Origin of the sequence: Chitinophaga sp. GbtcB8 (assembly GCF_019091455.1) — a bacterium.
GTDB lineage: Bacteria > Bacteroidota > Bacteroidia > Chitinophagales > Chitinophagaceae > Chitinophaga.
The window spans coordinates 103,022-121,320 of the sequence record NZ_JAGXJN010000012.1; the positions used below are offsets into that span (position 1 = coordinate 103,022).

The window sequence follows — 18,299 nt, forward strand, 5'->3', positions numbered from 1 at the left end:
TTTCAAAGGTAAGATGGAACTCGCGGCGTTCTCCTCTTGTAAATTCAACAAAATATGCTCGTTTCATCCGGTAATTAATTCAATTTTTTCCAGGGTCAGACGGTCGCCTATATATCTCTAAAAAAACTTATTGACATATAGTTTTCCACATCCGAAATTGGTGCAAGATAGCAAATGTAATAATTATTTTTAATCCGTAGTTACTTTTCGCACAACTTTTTCAATTCTACATACAAGCCTACGGCACTTACATTAAACGCAATTTTTAACATTTTATTATATGAACTCGCCACCATTTCTTCAATTGTTCACCCCTTATGTTTTAATTGTACTGCAAGTTAATTAATTATTTTATTAAATTAATGATTTCTTTTATATAAAACACGGGTTTAATGCAATGATAATCTTCACACAAATACACCAGCGTTTTACCCGGCTGTTCCCGCTCCTGTAACAGGGGCATGCCCGGCTGGTTACTTTCCGCGCCCAGCAACACTTTGAACGGAATATAATGCTCATGTACCTCCTGCATTCTGGCCCTGAATTCCGGGCCTACAATTGCCAGCTCTTTGGTGCCTTTTACCCACTGTAATAACTCCGATGCCCAAATTCCAAAAGAAGTGGGGTAGCGTACCACGGTTTGCGCCAGGCGGCCCAGCATATCCACTGCCCGGTTGGTCCAGTCCCGGTGGTCAAATACCAGGGCCAGGTAGCGCAGGTTGGCAGCCATCAGGGCATTGCCGCTGGGCACTGCCCCGTCGTAGATCTCCTTCTTACGCACAATCACATCCTGCTGATCCTGAATGGTATAGTAAAAATAAGTGCCGGTTTCATCTGAAAAATGTGCGATCACAAATTCCGTTAGCTGCCGCGCGCGGTTCAGCCATTCCAGGTTACCGCTTACCTCCTGTAAGGCGATGAGCGCCCTTATAAGGCAGGCATAATCGTCCAGGAAAGCAGGATATTTGGCCGTACCGGCTTTATAGGTATGGTAAAATGCCGTATCATGATCCGGTTGGCGCATATTTTTCCACAAAAAATCCACCGCCCGGGTAGCCACTTCCAGGTAATGAGCATTGCCTAAGGTGGCATAGGCTTTACAATAAGCGTTGATCATGAGCGCATTCCATCCCAGCAGCACCTTATCGTCCAGCCCGGGACGGATCCTGCGGTCACGTACCGCCATTAATTGCCGGCGGCTTTCTGCCAGTGAGGCCTGCAAGGCCGCCTCCTCCATACCCTTTTCTGCTGCAAAAGCGGCCAGGGGCTGGCGGATCCATAAAATATTCTGCTCTTCCCAGTTACCTTCTTCCGTTACGTCATAAAATTCGCAGAACAGGGGGGCTTTTTCCCCCAGGATGCTTTCTATCTCCGCCTTACTCCATACATAAAACTTGCCTTCCACCCCTTCTGAATCTGCATCCAGGGCCGCATAGAAGCCGCCCTGCGCATCTGTCATCTCCCTTTCTATAAATTCCAGGGTATGGGTAATGGTGTTTGCATATGTTTTATTGCGGGTAAGCTGGTAGGCTTCACAAAGGGTATCTATCAGTAAGGCATTGTCATACAGCATTTTCTCAAAATGCGGGGCCAGCCACTTTTCATCGGTACTGTAACGCGCAAAACCGCCGCCCGGCTGGTCGTAAATGCCGCCCTGCAACATTTTGTCCAGCGAAAGAAGGGCCTGCTCCAGCGCTGCCGGTGCCTGAAAGCTAAAGTGGTAGCGCAGCAGGTATTGAATGGTAAAGGTGCCGGGGAACTTGGGCGCCCGGCCAAAACCACCCCAGGTTTTATCCGCCTGGGTAAGTATGTTGTTGAAAATAATATCGCATTGCTCCCGGGTAAACAGCTCTTCTTTGGCAATACCCGGTAGTAGTTCTGTTTGGGTGCCAAACTGGTTGGCCTGTGCCAGGTGTGTTGTAAGCGTATTGGCCTGCTGCTCAATGTCTTCCCGGCGCTCTTTAAATGCCTGGGCCAGTGACAGCAGCACATCTTTCCAGGAGGGCCGGTTAAAGGCTTTTACAGGGGGAAAATAAGTGCCGCCGTAAAAAGGCCTTTTATCAGGCGTTAAAAAAACGTTCAGGGGCCAGCCACCTGCGCCGGTCATAGCCTGCACGGCATCCATATAAATATGATCCAGGTCCGGGCGTTCTTCCCGGTCTATCTTAATGTTAATGAAGTGTTTATTCATGATGCCGGCGGTGCTGGCATCCTCAAAGCTTTCCCGCTCCATTACATGGCGCCAGTGACAGGCAGCATAACCAATGCTTACCAGGATAGGCTTATTTTCCTGCAACGCGCGTTGCAAAGCCTCCTCCCCCCAGGGATACCAATCCACGGGATTATGTGCGTGTTGTAACAGATAAGGACTTGTCTCCCCGGCTAATTTATTCACAACTTAATTTCGGCGGTGCGCATGAAAGCATGGTTCATTCATGTTCACACAGGTTATGGTTTGTTAAATGATGCTGTTGGCTTCTTCTAATATAGCTAAAATAGCGAATAATCTTACATCTCCTATCACACAAACGGTTAATTTCCAGGCAAAAAAAAGGACGGCTTTCGCCGTCCTTGCAAGTAAGTTATTTTTTTACTCTTTGGAGATTATTTTTTGTTCAGCTCAGAAAGGTATTGTTCCAGCGCTGCCACCATAGAGGGTGCCTGGGGCGCCGGAGCCTTTACATCCAGCCGTAAGCCTGCTTCTTCCACTGCTGCGGAGGTAGTAGGGCCAAATGCACCTATGCGGGTACCGTTCTGCTGAAACTCCGGTAAGTTTTCAAACAAGGATCTTACACCGGAGGGGCTGAAGAAAACGATCATGTCATACTCTTTACCGGACAGGATCTCCTTCACATCGTTTGACACCGTTTTGTACAAGGTAGCGGTGGCATACTCGCACTTATTGGTTTTCAGCCATTCTTCAATGTCTTTCTTCTGACTATCGGAGCTGGGGAACAGAAACTTTTCATTGTCCCGGTGTTTGTTCATTACTTCCAGCAGGCTTTTAGTAGAGCCATCCGCCCCATAGAACACCTTTCTTTTCCGGTACAGGATAAATTTCTGCAGATAGAGCGCTACGGCTTCTGTGATGCAAAAGTATTTGCAATCCTGCGACACCTTGATCTTCATCTCTTCACAGATCCTGAAAAAGTGATCCACCGAGTTACGGCTGGTAAAGATCACGGCTGTAAAGTTCAGGATATCGATCTTCTGTTTCCTAAAGTCCTTTGCAGATAAGCCTTCAACCCTTATAAACGGATAAAAATCCAATTTTACATTGAATTTCTTAGCCAGGTCAAAATAAGGGGACTTCTCAGTTTCAGGCTTTGGCTGGGAAATGAGGATCGACTGTACGTGATGTTTTACTTGCAAATCTGTTTTTTGCCCGCCTTTTATCATACTTAAATTTGCTCTTGTGTTAACAATTGCAGTAAAGTAATTTTAGTTAATTACCCGTTAACCAAATCAGCAGCACCTTTGTTAAAAGCAACACAGGCGCTACTTCGAATGCGCAAAGGTAAAGAAAAAAATGCAATCTACTGAAAGATAGATACTGCTTTATCACGGAATAAGACCTAACGTATCTGTACCCAATCAATAAAACGATAAAAAATAATGATATATATAGGAAAGCGCGGGCTATTTCCGGCTGGCAAAAGGCCAAAATCACCAGAAAAGGCACCAGCAGTATACCCAGCACTTTGTTGATCAGGTTCAGGATAAAAATGTAGGCATCTGCCAGGTCGTTATTGCCAAACAGCCATCCGCAAAAACGTAATACCACATGTTTAATACCATAGATCAGGGCTACCAGCAGTATAAGGCCGGGTATCAGCAGCCAGGCATCTGCATTAAAAATATATTGCTGCCGGTACATAAGCAGGTACAGGTACACGCCCAGGCTTACGGCAAAAAAAACATTCAGTAAAAAGTTGGGAAAGGGTGACTGGGATAACTGGTCTTTTAACTGGCGCTGGCTAAGGGTAGGGTTCAGGAATGCGCGGAACAGGTCTGAAAAATATTTGAGATAGGCCAGGCGTATTACTCCCAGCAACATTACTACCCCGCCTATAAGGTACACCAGCCAGTCCAGGTCCTTAAAGGGCCGCACTACGTTCAGGTCAAAATAACGCGGCTTTCCCGGGTGCAGGTACCTATTTTTGGCTGCCAGGTTACGCATAAAAATATCGTAGGCTGTTTCCTGGTGCAAAGGTACTTTGGGTTGCTGCAACAGGGTGTCAGTTGCAGCGGTTTTAGCCGTGTCTGCAGGTTTGGGAGCAGCGGCAGTGGTGGTCAGCGCGCGATTATCCACCCGTGGTTTTACGGCTACCCTGCCGGTATCAGCTACCGGCTTTTTCTTAGGGGTTGCAGGGCGGCGTTTTGCGGTGTCCTGTTGTACACTACTAACTTTTGGTGCGCTGTTATTTGTACTGTCCTGCGCATATAACCCTAAACTACTGAATATGAATAACCAAAGTAAGAATAACCCGTTTCGCACCAGCATATTTTTATATTTGCAAATATAATATAATTGTCCACAGTCTACTGCTCACAGAACAAGGGTTGCCTGATGTTCATATGATCTTTTTGACGACGGTTCACGGACTGTTGACCTGAAAAAATTATGGCCGGTATCTATTTACATATTCCCTTTTGCAGGCGTGCCTGTTACTACTGCAACTTTCATTTTTCTACCTCCCTGGGGCAAAAAGATGCGCTGGTGGATAGTCTTTTACAGGAAATGATGCTACAGCAGCCTTACCTGCAAGGGCAGCAGGTAGATACCGTTTATTTTGGCGGCGGCACCCCCAGCCTGCTGGATGATGCAGACCTGCAGCGGATCATGGAAAAACTGCGCCAGCTGTTTCCCATCTCCGGCCAGGCTGAAATTACCCTTGAGGCCAACCCGGACGACCTGCAGCCGGAAAAGCTACAGGCCCTGAAGGCTATTGGCGTAAACCGGCTAAGCATAGGCGTACAATCTTTTCACGAGGAAGACCTGCGCTGGATGAACCGTGCCCATAACAGCACCCAGGCCTTACAATGCATACAGGACGCACAGGCGGCGGGCTTTCATAACCTGAGCATTGACCTTATTTACGGCGGCCCTACCCTGAGTGATGAGGGCTGGGCGCAGAACGTACAGCAGGCCATTGCATTACAAATACCACACCTTTCGTGTTATGCGCTTACGGTGGAACCAGGCACCGCGCTGGACCACTTCATTAAACAGCATAAAGTAGCTGCTGTGGACCCTGACAAAGCTGCCCGGCATTTTGAAATGCTGGTACAGTGGCTGGCTGCTGCCGGGTATGAGCACTACGAGATCAGCAACTTTGCACTGCCCGGCTGCCGCTCCTGCCATAACAGCAGCTACTGGCAGGGCCAGGCCTACCTGGGGCTGGGTCCATCCGCCCATTCTTTTAACGGGCACTCCCGCCAGTGGAATGTGGCTAATAACAGCAGCTATATAAACGCTATTAAGGAAGGAAAAGTGCCTTTTGAACTAGAAAACCTGACGCCGGAGATGATGCTGAATGAATATATTATGACCTCCCTGCGCACTTCAGAAGGCTGCCACCTGTACCTGGTAGAAGAGCGGTTTGGGGCCGGTAAACGCCGGCAGCTGGAAACCGCCAGCCGGGAATTTATACTGGCCGGCAAAATGGTGCTGCAGCAGGATACGCTGGTGCTTACGCCGGAGGGCAAGCTGTTTGCAGATGGGATTGCGGCGGGATTGTTTGTGTAGGGTAATGGCGAGCTGATGATGGCGGAGCAGGAAGCTGTGCACAGGCGGGAGATGCCCCGCACACGATTACGGTAGTTAATCCGCACTAACGGTAACGCTTATATGTTTAATCATTTGCAAATACACTTTGTCTAATAAGCTACTCAGATACCAGGATAGGAAGCGTCCGGCATGAGGGTCTGTTTCCCATGCCGGACGCATTACGTTGCTAGTTGAATATGTTTACTCAACGTTCTTATGCTTATTTGTTACCAACAATGAGCCTGCCGAGATCTGATTCCAGGAAATTCTCTGCATCCTCATGATCAGTGGACAAACTCACGGGCAGCCATTTCTCAAACTCCGCCTGCCGGCCTGCTTCTACCTGTTTTAAGATGCCTGCAGCATCACTGCCCAGGATCAGGTGCAGTGGCGGTTCCGGGTGGGCCACCACCGCTATCATCACCTGCGCTGCCTTATCCGGATCGCCTGTCATTTGCTGGGTAGGATCTTTAAACCGTTTAACGCGCACGCCTACTGTTTGCTCGTAATCAGGTATATCCTTTGCAAAGCCCATAGAATCGCCGGCCCAATTGGTACGGAAACCTCCGGGCTCAATAATGGTGAGCTTAATGCCCAGCGGCGCTATTTCTTTGGATACTGCTTCTGAAAAACCGGCCAGCGCAAACTTGGTAGCCTGGTAAATAGAAAGACCTGGTGTGCCCATACGGCCGCCTAAAGAGCTGATCTGCAAAATGTGTCCGGAACGTTGTTTACGCATATAGGGCAGTACCGCACGGGTTACATAAATAGGCCCGTACAGGTTTGTGTTGATCTGGCTGCTGATCTGCTCATGTGTGTAAGCTTCTGCTGCGCCGGTAATACCAAAACCGGCATTGTTCACCACTACATCTATTTTTCCAAAGCGTGCCACTGCGTCTTTTACCGCGCTGTTCACCGCTGCTTCATCTGATACATCCAGCTTTATGGGATAGATCTGATCCGGGTATTGTGCTACCAGGTCATCCAGCTGTTCGGGTTTGCGGGCCGTTGCAGCTACGAATTCTCCTTTTTCCAGCAGGGCGGCGGTTAAGCTGCGGCCTAAGCCCCTGCTGCTTCCTGTTATAAACCAAACATTTGCCATAGTGTTTTATTTTTTACAAAGGTCTATAATCCATACGCGCACAGGTTTGTTGGGAAGGTCAAAGTTAGTTTGTTGGGAAGCTCATAAATTATTAATCCCAGCTTAACCTGGGATTAACTTATTGTGGGAGGGAATACAGATATTCATGTTAAAGTAAAGCTTGAAAACAGGTATCTTCAATTAACGTAAATATGTTAGTCAATGAAGCCCTATCTACTCCTTTTACTTACCCTCTTTTTGCTTCCTTATGCCTGCAGCCCCATACAGGTGCTGGACCAGGAAAATGTAGAAAACTTTGCGCTTAACAACTACCGTACGTTTAACTTTTATGAGATAGACGCCAGCGGTAACCCCGTAAACAGCCGTACGTACTACACCGGCCTTGATGCGCTGAAAACAGAAATCACGCAACAGCTGCAAAAACGCGGCCTGCAGCCGGGGGAGCATGATCCCGACCTGCTGGTGAATATTGGTATTGTGATCAGGGGAAAAGTGCATACCCACAAAACGGAGTCAGAAGATCCGCGTTATATGGGGCAGCGGCGTTATACCTGGGAAAGTGAGCGGTTGGAAAAAGGGCAGCATTATAACGAGGGCACGGTTACCGTTCACCTGGTAGACCGTGCCCAGAATAAGCTGGTATGGCGGGGGGTGGTGGAAGGCGTGGTGCCGGATAAACCCGCCCGCCTGCAACGCAATGTCGCTGATGCCATGGAGGCCCTGTTTAAAGGATTATAAACTGATTTACGATCATCAGTTCACCTCTAAGTCGTTTTTAGATGGGAGGGCCGGGAAAGCGGTATGAGGCTCTGCCTGGTACCAGTACACTACAGAGCTGATATCTGACTGCTGCTGCAAATAACGGCCGCCGCTGCGCCAGCCCAGATCCTGGATGGTAACTTTCAGATCTTTATCAAAACGTACCGGATCCATAATATGCCAGCGGTACAGGCCAAAACGCTGCTGTGAATCATACACACCATTAGGCCGTATTACCTGCGGCAAGCCGGTGTAAGGCGTACAAAACTCCTGGTATTGACGGGTGTTGCGGTTCTCAAAGTTATAAGATCCGCAAAAATAATCTTCTGTACCGGTGCCGCAGATGGTGGGGAACTTAGTATCGCCATCCATAAAGAACTTGATCTCCCCTTCGCCCCACCAGCCATTATTATTCACGCCCCAGGCCAGGTAAGTGCCCACGTACTGGCCTTTACCCTTAATACCATCTACCAGCGTATAGCTACCGCCTTTAGTAGGGTTATTGCGGCGGAACTGTGCATGAAAATAACCGGCATCGGAAGGTACTTCTGTTAACGTATAGTCCACCTGGTAATACAGCGTCATACGTTCTGTATTAATATTCTCCATAGTGATCTTACACTTTTTGCGGAAAGGCATGGCCCAGTAACAGTTAAAGGCGCTGCCGGGATTCACGCAAATGGGCAAAGAGGTCAGCTGCGCATATTGCCCCCAGCCCATGCCAAAGAAATCACCTACGGGCACCTCTACTGATGGTGTGGTTTCATCATCCCAATAAAAACGGATAATAGAAAAACGCCAGTTACCGGTGGGCGTCATCCAAATATGCTGAATAGCGCCGGGGCCTTCAATTTCCGCCAGGGTAATGGTTTTGCCGGCTTCTATGTGAATGAAGGGGCTCACTTTCCAACCCTGTCCCAGGTCACGCGCGGCCTCACGGGCCTGGCCCTGCTCCAGTGTAGCCATACCGGCCTTACCTTTTTCACCGGTAAAATTTTCCGGGCTGATACTTCTTGTTTTTGCGTTGGAGAGCTGGAACAGGTTACCCATGTTCATATTAAGCCCGTTAAAAGGCTGCTGCTGTTGTGCATACAGCATGTTAGCTACAAGTACTGCACAGCAAAGTGTAAGTAGGTTCCGCACCATGAGTGATAATTTATAACGTGGATCAATAATGTTAGGAGTACAAATTACAAAACGAATTACACGAAGCATAGTGCAATCGCATAATTCGTTTCGTAATATTTAGAGCTGGAAAAGTTTATTTCACACCAAACTTATACACGCAGGTTTGCTGGTAAGTTTGCCCGGGCTTTAACACCACGGAAGGAAAAGCAGGCTGGTTCGGAGAATCCGGGTAGTGCTGTGTTTCCAGGGCAAGTGCGCCACGGTGTACATAAGCTTTACCGCCTTTACCGGTATCGGCTCCCATAAAGTTGCCGCCGTAGAATTGTACGCCCGGCTCTGTGGTCCATACCTCCATATAGCGGCCGCTCTTAGGTTCCAGCACAGTAGCGGCTAATGACAGCTCATTTCCTTTTTTATTCAGCACCCAGTTATGATCATAACCTTTACCAAATTTGAGCTGCTCAAAATCAGCCCCTACTCTTTCACCTATAGGCGTAGGAGTAGTGAAGTCCATGGGAGTGCCTTTTACAGGTTCCAGCTTGCCAAAGGGTATCAGGCTGCTATCTACCGGTGTAAATTTATCGGCATTCAGCATTAACACATGATCATTAATATCTCCATTGCCGGCGCCATGCAGGTTCCAGAAGGAGTGGTGCGTTAAGTTCACGATCGTTGGTTTATCGGTAGTGGCTTTATAGCTGATCTTAAATTCATTGCTGTCTGTAAGCTCGTAGGTAAGCGTAACATCCAGGTTGCCGGGGTATCCTTCTTCTCCGTCTTTAGACAGGTAGTGGAATTCCAGCGTATGCTCATTGGGTTGTTTGGCTTCCCAAACCACATCATTAAACCCTTTTAAACCGCCATGCAGGTGGTTGGCGTTATTATTCACCGCCAGCTTGTATTCCTTACCATCCAGCTTAAACTTGCCTTTGGCAATACGGTTGCCGTAACGGCCTACAATGCCGCCATAATAACGGTCTTTGGTGCTTACATACTGGCTTATCTTATCGTATCCCAGCTCCACATCTTCCAGCTTACCTTCTTTGTCCGGCGCCAGCAGGGCTACTACTTTTGCACCGTAGTTGGTAACGGCCATTTGTACGCCGCCTTTGCTTTTCAGATAAAACAATTTCACCTGGTTCCCATCGATAGTGGTGTCGAAATTTGTGGCGGGAATCAGGCTTTCAACGCTAGTGATGCTGTCATGATTTGTACTCATACTATCAACAGAATTATTATTTGTGTTAGTACCGGATTGCTGGCAGGCGCCCATACTGAGGGCCGTGGCTACCGTTAGCAGTGGAAGTATACGTTTCATAATCGCAGTAATTTATAAGGGTCCAATATACGTTTAATGTGTGAAATATATTCCGGATATAAAAAAGCCGGGAAATGATTTTCCCGGCCGTAATTTTGGCCTTTATCCATTAAAATTGCATTACGCTTTTGGAGTGGTAATGCACGTGTAGTATTGGTTGCAAAATATAAGCTGCAGATCAGATAAACATGGGGCACCGGAAAATAACGTTACCGGTAACGTTTGCATTAATAAAAAAAATATGTGTTTAGGCTAAAAAAGCCCTGTTTTTGCAGTTCATCCCTGTTGCTGTACCGTTTGTGAAATACGATGCACGTACTTAACCGGTTTTTGTTTTATTTGTGGAGTATAACTGGGGGAGCTCCGATTTTTTAGGACGAACGGAAACAATTGACAGGCTGTTTAAAACGCCGGCCATGTATCCATATAGAAAAACCCGTGTATAACCGGTACCGATCACTGAATATAACTATCCAACTAGGAGCATGAAGAACAAGCAGGTAACCATCAAAGACCTGGCGAGGAAGCTGCGCCTCTCTGTGTCTACCGTATCCAGGGCATTACGTAACCTGCCCGACATTAATGAAGATACCAGGCGCAAAGTGCTGGAGCTGGCGGAGGGGTTGAACTATGAGCCTAACTACATTGCTCAAAGCCTTATTAATAAACAAACCCGTACCATAGGGGTGATTGTGCCCCTTATTGCTACGCACTTCTTTTCACATGCCCTTAGCGGTATGAACGAGGTAGCCAATCAGCATGGCTATCACCTGATGTTTTGCCAGAGCAACGAATGCGCGCACCAGGAGGCTGACGCTATACAGCAGCTGGCCAGCTGCCGTATAGATGGGTTACTGATATCAGTATCCAAAGAAACACAGGATGCGGAGCCCTTCCTGAAGCTGCGCCAGAAAGGCATTCCCTTTATATTCTTTGACCGCGATCTGCCGCATGTAAACGCTTCCCGCGTAAAGGTGGAGCAGTACAAAACCGCATTCAAGGCAGTAGAGCATATGATACAGCAGGGATGCCGCAACATTGCGCACCTGGCCGGCCCCAAAGGATTATCTGTATCGGACGAGCGGTTGCGGGGTTATGAAGATGCCATGCAACAACATGGCCTGCAGTACAGCCCCCAACATATTGTGCATTGCGAAAAATTCCAGCTGAATGCGCTGGAAGCAGTAAAGGAAGTAATGCACTTACAGCCTGATGGCATTTTTACCGTTAACGATCCTTCCGGCGTAATTGCCATTAAATACCTGCAAAGCCTGGGATACCGTGTACCGCAGGATATTGCCGTAGTAGGCTTTAACGGCGACCCGGTGGCAGAAGTAGTAGAACCGGCCCTGAGCACTATTGTACAACCGGGCTATGAGGTAGGCAAGGAAGCGCTGAAAATGCTGATCCGCCATATTGAAGAAAAGTTCACGGAAACAGAGGAGCTGGTGCTGGAAGGAACGCTGGAGATCAGGGGATCGTCGAAGATATGCGGATGAGTAAATGTGCAAATGATGGCAAGCGCTTTTTCAAAAAGCAAAAATGTGCAAATGGATTAACTCCATTTGCACATTTACATATTAGCACATCTGCACCTTAAACTTACCAGCCCAGCAGGTAGGCAAATATTAACGGCGCTACGATGGTAGCATCTGATTCAACAATAAATTTAGGCGTATTGATGTCCAGCTTACCCCAGGTGATCTTTTCATTCGGCACGGCGCCGGAGTAAGAACCATAAGAGGTAGTGGAATCAGAGATCTGGCAGAAGTAGCTCCAGAAAGGAACATCATGCCATTCCAGATCCTGGTACATCATGGGCACTACGCAAATGGGGAAGTCGCCCGCAATACCGCCACCGATCTGGAAAAAGCCCACGCCTTTACCGGCAGAGTTATTACGGTACCAGTCAGACAGCCACACCATGTACTCTATACCGCTTTTCATGGTAGCGGCTTTCAGCTCGCCCTTAATGCAGTAAGAGGCAAAGATGTTACCCATGGTACTATCTTCCCAGCCCGGTACTACAATGGGAATATTCTTTTCTGCGGCGGCCAGCATCCAGCTATGTTTGGGATCAATCTCGTAATGCTCTTTCATTACACCGCTCAGCAGCAGCTTGTACATGTATTCATGCGGGAAGTAACGTTCACCTTTGGTTTCCGCATCTTTCCATATTTTGTAAATATGTGCCTGTATGCGGCGGAAAGCTTCTTCTTCCGGTATGCAGGTATCTGTAACGCGGTTAAAGCCCTTTTCCAGCAGCGCCCATTCATCCTGCGGGCTCAGGTCCCGGTAGTTAGGCACCCTTTTATAATGGGTATGTGCCACCAGGTTCATGATATCTTCCTCCAGGTTGGCGCCGGTGCAGGAAATAATATCCACTTTTCCCTGGCGTATCATTTCCGCAAAGGAAATACCTAGTTCGGCGGTGCTCATAGCGCCTGCCAGCGTTACCATCATTTTTCCACCTTCCAGCAAATGTGTTTCATATCCTTTGGCAGCATCTACCAATGCAGCAGCATTGAAGTGCCGGTAATGATGCTGGATAAACTGTGAAATGGGCCCTTTGTTCATTTTGTTAAGTTACTGTTTTGTTGCAAGGGGGCAAAGTTAAGATATAGTTAGGAGAAGGGGCATAAAAAAAGGTCCATAGTATGACTATGGACCTGCAAAACAACACAACAGCTTATAGAATGGCTGACGACTACGCTTTTTTCAAACGCTGGTACACACTTAGCTGACCGTTACTGTCAGACTTCACTACCATCCAGGTGGTTTCAGCTTCCAGCGTAATGTAGTAAGTGGTGGTGTTACCGGCATCCAGCTCCACGGTAGAGCGGATCTCGTGTGAAGGGTAACGTTTCTTTACTTTGGTTACCACTGCCAGCGGCAGCTGTTCTTCTGTAATATAACGGCGGGTAGAAAGTAAATTGCCATCTGCATCAAAGTATGCAGAAACCTGGGTTTCACCTACCAGGAACTTGGCGGTAAAAACCTTTTGGTCATCCGTATACCACCGTATATGGGTAGCAGTGGCAAAAGATTGGCTTAATGCTGTTTTCAGGCGGGCGGTAGCTTCAGTCTCAGTGACATGGGCAGCCCAGGCTGTGTGCCCGCACATTAAGGCGGCAGCTACACATAGTGTTAAAAACATTTTCTTCATGGCGGAAGTTTTTAGTTTTTTAGGGTTGAATTTTTTGTGTTTGTTTGTTTATGCATCAAAGGTACAGTGGCTTTATACGCGCAACAACCCAATAGTTGCTAATGGTATAGCTTGAATAGTTTGCAAAAACACCTGTTGCAACACTTAGGTTATAAGTACACTTTTTTTTCGTATGAGGCGGCCGCTGCAAAGCGTTTGCAGGCAAAGAACGAATGTTGCACCTGCCGGAGTTAAGCTTTTGTTAAAGTGGAAGAGTGATGATGTACGGTAATATCAAAAACCACACAGTAGAAATGCAATGCATTGCAGCCGGTGATTGGCTTACAGCGGGGCACTGATAAGGGTTAGGATGAATGGGCCTGCTAACAGATGAACGGAAACAGACTTTCGTATGGGTTAGATGCCTGCATATCCGCACATCATTTCGTAAATTACAACGATGAATTTTCTAGCGCATGCATACCTATCCTTCAATAATCCGTCAATTGTAATCGGCAACATGATTGCCGATTTTGTAAAAGGCAAACAGATCCTGCAACATACGCCGGCCGTACAGGAAGGCATCCGCATACACCGCGCTATAGATACTTTCACAGACCAGCATGCGCTCACCAAAGAAGGCCGGGAGCTTTTTAAACCCTCCTGCGGCTTGTATGGCGCTGTGTTTATGGATATTGTATACGATCATTTCCTGGCCAGGGATATACAACGCTTTACAGATGCGCAGCTGGAACAGTTTGCCCAATCCGTATATACCCTGCTGGAAAACAATGCCGGGAGCCTGCCCCCCGTATTTTTACAGGTATTCCATTATATGCGCACACAAAACTGGTTATACAATTACCGGCTTACAGACGGTATTTACCGCACCTTCAGCGGTATTACACGCCGGGCGCGTTACCTGGAGGTGCCTGCAAGCGTACCCTTTGCCGTATTTGAAGATCATTACAATGTGCTGGAAAGCTGTTACCGGGGCTTTTTCCCGGAGCTGGAAGTATTTGTAAAGGAAAAACTGGCGCTTTTACCCTAAACAGGCCGCTTAGCCCTTTCTTTTACCGCTTTACCTTTTGCCTGCCCTTCTGCGTGGTTGGAACGCTCCATTTTCACCTTTTTTACTAAGTTTGGCCCCTGGAACCATAATTTACCATCAAAAATTTACAGCCAACAATGAAGCAAGCGTTCTTTTTTGCCGTGATGATGTTATTATCCGCAGCCGGCCTGCAAACTGCCACGGCCCAGGATAAGAAATTACCCCCTCCCGATGCCAGCCCTATGGACATGGCCTACTATCCGCCTGTATATCCGTACCTGGTAAAGGTAAAAGGCGAGTCCGGCTCACTGATAGCCCGCGTTATTTACAGCCGCCCGCAGAAAAAAGGCAGAAAGATCTTCGGAGAGCTGGAAGAATACGGAAAGGTATGGCGCCTGGGCGCTAATGAAGCTACTGAAGTAGAGTTCTTTATTCCTGTCGTTATTGGCGGCAAAAGCATTCCCAAAGGGCGTTACACCATGTATGCCATTCCGCAGGAAGATAAATGGACCATCATCCTGAACCGCGAAACGGATATCTGGGGTGCGTATAAATATGATGCTGCCAAAGATGTTGTGAGAACCAGCTTACCGGTAACTAAGCTTACCACACCGGTAGAAACCTTTACCATGGCCTTTGAGAAGGCAGATGCAGGAGCGAATCTGCTGATGGCCTGGGATGATATTATGATCACCCTGCCCGTGAAGTTTAGTGAAAAAAGCAGTGTAAAGAAGAAATAGGTAAAAAAATAAAGGGCGGTAAGAATACCGCCCTTGTAATAATTTTAACCATATCCTATGAAAAACCTAGATCAAAAGTACACGGAATGGCTACACGGGATTTCCCGGTTTTGGCGAACGTAGCAAAAAAGGTCGTGAGTGTAACAAATTCTCCCGTATCAGTATCATAACCCCCAAATTCCGACAAACATCCTATTGCATAAAACGTATTTCTACGTATAGCCGTTACCGCGTAAAAACCCTTGTTAACCTTATAATCTACGCTATTTTAGTACCTTTGGGCATAACTTATGTAAATAAATAACTTATTATAAAATAATTGAAGACATGAAGCTGGGAACAAAGCTCATACATGCCGGTGTAGCACCAGACCCCTCTACCGGGGCAATAATGACCCCTATTTACCAAACCTCTACCTACGTACAAAGCGCGCCCGGCCATCATAAAGGCTATGAGTATGCCCGCACACAAAACCCCACCCGCGATGCATTGCAGAATGCCCTGGCAGCTATTGAAAATGGTACGCATGGCATTAGCTTTGGCAGCGGGCTGGCCGCTACGGATGCAGTGATCAAGCTGCTGAACCCCGGCGATGAAGTGATCGTTTCCAGTGACCTTTACGGCGGCACCTACCGCATTTTTACCAAAGTGTTTGCGCGTTATGGCATAAAGTTCCATTTCATTGGTATGCAGGATGCACAAAACATCCGCAATTACCTGAACGCGCAAACGAAAATGATCTGGATAGAAACACCTACGAACCCGCTGATGAACATTATTGATATAGCTGCCTGTGCACAGATAGCGCAGGAGCATCAATTGTTGCTGAGCGTGGATAATACCTTTGCATCTCCTTACCTCCAGAACCCGTTGAACCTGGGCGCGCATATAGTAGTGCATTCCGCTACCAAATACCTGGGCGGCCATAGCGATGTGGTGCATGGAGCCGTAATAGTGAAAGACGAAGCGCTGGCGCAACAGCTGTATTTTTTACAGAACAGCTGCGGCGCTGTACCTGGCCCGCAAGACTGTTTCCTGGTGCTGCGCGGTCTTAAAACCCTGCATGTACGCATGCAGCGCCACTGCGAAAATGGCGCCACCGTGGCCCGTTTCCTGCGGGAACATCCCAAAGTAGGAAAAGTGTTCTGGTGTGGTTTTGAAGATCACCCGAACCATGACATTGCCAAACAGCAAATGCGTGGTTTTGGCGGCATGATGTCGTTCACCTTAAAGAACGACAGTATGGACGCAGCGCTGAAGGTGCTGAGCAGCACCCACCTGTTTTCCCTGGCAGAATCGCTGGGCGGGGTAGAATCGCTGATCGGGCACCCCGCAACCATGACGCATGCCTCCATCCCCCGGGAAGAGCGTATGCAGAATGGGCTGGTGGATTCACTGATACGGTTAAGTGTGGGTATTGAAGATGTTGATGATCTGCTGGCAGATCTGGATAAAGCCATCGCCTGATTTTTCCTATAACCGATGCTATGCTATGAATGTCCGTGAATTGAAGAGTTACCTCGATGCCAAAGCGGCATACTATGATCATCCTGACTTTATTGCGAATGATCCGGTCTGCATTCCCCACCGGTTCAGCAAGCTGCAGGATATTGAGATTGCCGGGCTGTTTGCTGCGGTACTGGCCTGGGGCAACCGTACCACCATTATCAACAAATGCACGGAGCTACTGGCATTAATGGATAATGCACCGTACGATTACCTATTGCACCATAAACCCCAGGAGCGGCTGCAGCTGATGCAATTTTGCCACCGGACCTTTAATGGCCTGGACCTGCTGTATTTTGTAGAGTTCCTGCAGCATTATTACACCAATGTTACCTCCCTGGAATTTGCCTTTAGCGGGCATATTACCCCGGAGGATGAAACGGTGGAAAAAGCGCTGATAGGCTTCCGGCGCATCTTTTTTGCGCTGGAGCACCCGGAGCGTACCGGCAAACACATCTCCACCCCTGAAAAAAATTCAGCCTGCAAGCGGCTGAACATGTACCTGCGGTGGATGGTACGGCAGGATAAAAATGGCGTGGATTTTGGTTTATGGAAACACATAAAACCCAGCCAGCTGGTATGCCCGGTAGATGTGCATGTGGCCCGGGTGGCCACCCGCCTGGGGCTGATCAGCGAAGCCAAAGCTACCTGGAAAACCGCGCTGGAGCTTACCGCACGGCTGCGGGCCATGGACCCGGAAGATCCCGCAAAATATGATTTTGCATTATTTGGCCTGGGGGTAATAGAAAAATATGTTTAAGCGGCGCAACGTTAAATAAAAGAGCTGCATTGCTTTTGTGGCTATTCTAAATAATATTTGCAGATGAAAATGATTTTAGGTTTGATCATGATGGCAGCAGTATATGTGTTACCAGCCGCCGCACAGGAAAGCTACACAGAGCTGAATTATAAATTTCAGAAAGGCCAGCAGTTTGAGCTGAAACAGGAAAGCCGCAGTGAAACCTATACCACGGTAAATGATGTGGTACAACGTGTAACCCGTGATTTTAACAATACCATTGCCATAGAAGTAACGGAATTAAACCCCGGCCGTACCTTATTAACCTTCCGCTACAAAGAGCTGAAATTTAACTTCAACAGTAAGAACCAGAATATTTTTGTAGATGCCAAAACGCCCAATGATAAGGAACCTTTCCAGGGCGCGCTGAGTAAGATACTGGACCATCCCTTTACGGTAGAGATTCAGACCACCGGTAACATTAACAGTGTGAACGGGCTGGATAACCTGCTGGACAGCGCTTCCACTACCTTTTCCAGTTTGAAGAAAGATGAGCAGGATGCCTATAAAAAGCTGATGAAAGACCAGTTTGGCACCAACGCCTTCCGCTCCTGGCTGGAGCAGCTGCTGGTGATATACCCTGCACATGGCATTAAAACCGGCACCCAGTGGGAAGAAAGCGTGCCTTTGCGCACCGGGCTGATAGGCCGTATGGACCTGTACTGGAACCTGCAAACCTGGGATAGCCAAACCGCCAAGATCAATGCTACCGGTAAGGTAAAAACCAATAAGCTGGAACAATTTACCATTGAAGACGGGATACAGGCCACTGCTGAAATTGAAGGTACCATGCAAAGTAATTACCTGATAGACCAAAGCACCGGTATGCCCAGCATTTGCGTACAGAATACGGAAATGAACGGTAACTACATTTATAAAGCCAACAAGGCAAAACGCCTGAAGAACGATCTGAAAGTACCGGTAAAGGTGATCACCAACGCATCTTATAAGATCAAACAGATGAAGTAAGCCTGTTTTATA

At 47.7% G+C, this 18,299-nt stretch carries 16 protein-coding genes; 8 read left to right on the forward strand and 8 right to left on the reverse strand.

Annotation, left to right across the window (positions count from 1 at the left end; genetic code table 11):
* Positions 1–346 precede the first annotated feature (346 nt).
* The 3 genes from KVT36_RS13225 to KVT36_RS13235 all read right to left on the reverse strand — a co-directional run bounded on the left by KVT36_RS13225 (position 347) and on the right by KVT36_RS13235 (position 4,504).
* The gene (locus tag KVT36_RS13225) at positions 347–2,395 is read right to left on the reverse strand and encodes a thioredoxin domain-containing protein (protein WP_217603972.1); all 2,049 of its coding nucleotides are present in this window, start codon (positions 2,393–2,395) and stop codon (positions 347–349) included.
* 209 nt (positions 2,396–2,604) lie between these two features.
* Entirely contained in the window at positions 2,605–3,372 is a 768-nt protein-coding gene (locus KVT36_RS13230) for a uroporphyrinogen-III synthase (RefSeq protein WP_254639976.1), read from the reverse strand.
* A 73-nt stretch (positions 3,373–3,445) separates the two neighbouring features.
* Complete coding sequence (locus tag KVT36_RS13235) at positions 3,446–4,504, reverse strand: DUF4271 domain-containing protein (RefSeq protein ID WP_217603974.1); 1,059 nt, start codon at positions 4,502–4,504, stop codon at positions 3,446–3,448.
* Positions 4,505–4,624: 120 nt separating this feature from the next.
* On the opposite strand from KVT36_RS13235, the gene hemW reads away from it, so the two are divergent.
* A complete protein-coding gene (gene hemW, locus KVT36_RS13240) occupies positions 4,625–5,749 on the forward strand; it encodes a radical SAM family heme chaperone HemW (RefSeq protein WP_217603975.1) in 1,125 nt (374 codons plus the stop codon).
* Between the two features lie 241 nt (positions 5,750–5,990).
* On the opposite strand, the gene KVT36_RS13245 is transcribed toward hemW, so the two are convergent.
* The gene (locus tag KVT36_RS13245) at positions 5,991–6,872 is read right to left on the reverse strand and encodes an SDR family oxidoreductase (RefSeq protein ID WP_217603976.1); all 882 of its coding nucleotides are present in this window, start codon (positions 6,870–6,872) and stop codon (positions 5,991–5,993) included.
* A 201-nt stretch (positions 6,873–7,073) separates the two neighbouring features.
* On the opposite strand from KVT36_RS13245, the gene KVT36_RS13250 reads away from it, so the two are divergent.
* Positions 7,074–7,610 (forward strand): DUF4136 domain-containing protein, encoded by a 537-nt coding sequence (locus tag KVT36_RS13250; protein ID WP_217603977.1) that lies wholly within the window; start codon positions 7,074–7,076, stop codon positions 7,608–7,610.
* Positions 7,611–7,625: 15 nt separating this feature from the next.
* On the opposite strand, the gene KVT36_RS13255 is transcribed toward KVT36_RS13250, so the two are convergent.
* Together KVT36_RS13255 and KVT36_RS13260 are read right to left on the reverse strand one after the other, a co-directional pair.
* Positions 7,626–8,777: a glycoside hydrolase family 172 protein gene (locus KVT36_RS13255; protein ID WP_217603978.1), complete on the reverse strand. Its 1,152-nt coding sequence runs from the start codon at positions 8,775–8,777 to the stop codon at positions 7,626–7,628.
* 115 nt (positions 8,778–8,892) lie between these two features.
* Complete coding sequence (locus KVT36_RS13260) at positions 8,893–10,077, reverse strand: aldose epimerase family protein (RefSeq protein ID WP_217603979.1); 1,185 nt, start codon at positions 10,075–10,077, stop codon at positions 8,893–8,895.
* Positions 10,078–10,562: 485 nt separating this feature from the next.
* Between KVT36_RS13260 and KVT36_RS13265 the strand changes: the two genes are divergently transcribed.
* Entirely contained in the window at positions 10,563–11,576 is a 1,014-nt protein-coding gene (locus KVT36_RS13265) for a LacI family DNA-binding transcriptional regulator (RefSeq protein WP_217603980.1), read from the forward strand.
* Between the two features lie 103 nt (positions 11,577–11,679).
* On the opposite strand, the gene KVT36_RS13270 is transcribed toward KVT36_RS13265, so the two are convergent.
* Positions 11,680–12,654 carry a deoxyhypusine synthase family protein gene (locus KVT36_RS13270; RefSeq protein WP_217603981.1) on the reverse strand — a complete coding sequence of 325 codons (975 nt, stop codon included), beginning with the start codon at positions 12,652–12,654 and terminating at the stop codon, positions 11,680–11,682.
* A 130-nt stretch (positions 12,655–12,784) separates the two neighbouring features.
* On the reverse strand, positions 12,785–13,243 hold the full coding sequence (locus KVT36_RS13275) for a hypothetical protein (RefSeq protein ID WP_217603982.1): 459 nt from the start codon (positions 13,241–13,243) through the stop codon (positions 12,785–12,787).
* A gap of 499 nt (positions 13,244–13,742) precedes the next feature.
* On the opposite strand from KVT36_RS13275, the gene KVT36_RS13280 reads away from it, so the two are divergent.
* From KVT36_RS13280 to KVT36_RS13300, 5 genes are all read left to right on the forward strand, one after another.
* A complete protein-coding gene (locus KVT36_RS13280) occupies positions 13,743–14,273 on the forward strand; it encodes an ACP phosphodiesterase (RefSeq protein ID WP_254639977.1) in 531 nt (176 codons plus the stop codon).
* Between the two features lie 137 nt (positions 14,274–14,410).
* On the forward strand, positions 14,411–15,013 hold the full coding sequence (locus tag KVT36_RS13285) for a DUF2911 domain-containing protein (RefSeq protein WP_254639978.1): 603 nt from the start codon (positions 14,411–14,413) through the stop codon (positions 15,011–15,013).
* 327 nt (positions 15,014–15,340) lie between these two features.
* Entirely contained in the window at positions 15,341–16,480 is a 1,140-nt protein-coding gene (locus KVT36_RS13290; RefSeq protein ID WP_217603984.1) for a cystathionine gamma-synthase, read from the forward strand.
* 25 nt (positions 16,481–16,505) lie between these two features.
* On the forward strand, positions 16,506–17,279 hold the full coding sequence (locus KVT36_RS13295; RefSeq protein WP_217603985.1) for a TIGR02757 family protein: 774 nt from the start codon (positions 16,506–16,508) through the stop codon (positions 17,277–17,279).
* A 63-nt stretch (positions 17,280–17,342) separates the two neighbouring features.
* Positions 17,343–18,287, forward strand: a complete 945-nt coding sequence (locus KVT36_RS13300) for a DUF6263 family protein (protein WP_217603986.1) — start codon at positions 17,343–17,345, stop codon at positions 18,285–18,287.
* Positions 18,288–18,299 lie beyond the last annotated feature (12 nt).

Excerpts from the sequence above, each read along its gene's own strand:
- KVT36_RS13255 (WP_217603978.1), bottom strand. The coding sequence starts at position 8,777 with ATGGTGCGGAACCTACTTACACTTTGCTGTGCAGTACTTGTAGCTAAC.
- KVT36_RS13285 (WP_254639978.1), top strand. The coding sequence starts at position 14,411 with ATGAAGCAAGCGTTCTTTTTTGCCGTGATGATGTTATTATCCGCAGCC.
- KVT36_RS13290 (WP_217603984.1), top strand. The coding sequence starts at position 15,341 with ATGAAGCTGGGAACAAAGCTCATACATGCCGGTGTAGCACCAGACCCC.
- KVT36_RS13280 (WP_254639977.1), top strand. The coding sequence starts at position 13,743 with ATGATTGCCGATTTTGTAAAAGGCAAACAGATCCTGCAACATACGCCG.
- hemW (WP_217603975.1), top strand. The coding sequence starts at position 4,625 with ATGGCCGGTATCTATTTACATATTCCCTTTTGCAGGCGTGCCTGTTAC.
- KVT36_RS13260 (WP_217603979.1), bottom strand. The coding sequence starts at position 10,077 with ATGAAACGTATACTTCCACTGCTAACGGTAGCCACGGCCCTCAGTATG.
- KVT36_RS13300 (WP_217603986.1), top strand. The coding sequence starts at position 17,343 with ATGAAAATGATTTTAGGTTTGATCATGATGGCAGCAGTATATGTGTTA.
- KVT36_RS13235 (WP_217603974.1), bottom strand. The coding sequence starts at position 4,504 with ATGCTGGTGCGAAACGGGTTATTCTTACTTTGGTTATTCATATTCAGT.
- KVT36_RS13275 (WP_217603982.1), bottom strand. The coding sequence starts at position 13,243 with ATGAAGAAAATGTTTTTAACACTATGTGTAGCTGCCGCCTTAATGTGC.
- KVT36_RS13250 (WP_217603977.1), top strand. The coding sequence starts at position 7,074 with ATGAAGCCCTATCTACTCCTTTTACTTACCCTCTTTTTGCTTCCTTAT.
- KVT36_RS13295 (WP_217603985.1), top strand. The coding sequence starts at position 16,506 with ATGAATGTCCGTGAATTGAAGAGTTACCTCGATGCCAAAGCGGCATAC.
- KVT36_RS13270 (WP_217603981.1), bottom strand. The coding sequence starts at position 12,654 with ATGAACAAAGGGCCCATTTCACAGTTTATCCAGCATCATTACCGGCAC.
- KVT36_RS13245 (WP_217603976.1), bottom strand. The coding sequence starts at position 6,872 with ATGGCAAATGTTTGGTTTATAACAGGAAGCAGCAGGGGCTTAGGCCGC.
- KVT36_RS13265 (WP_217603980.1), top strand. The coding sequence starts at position 10,563 with ATGAAGAACAAGCAGGTAACCATCAAAGACCTGGCGAGGAAGCTGCGC.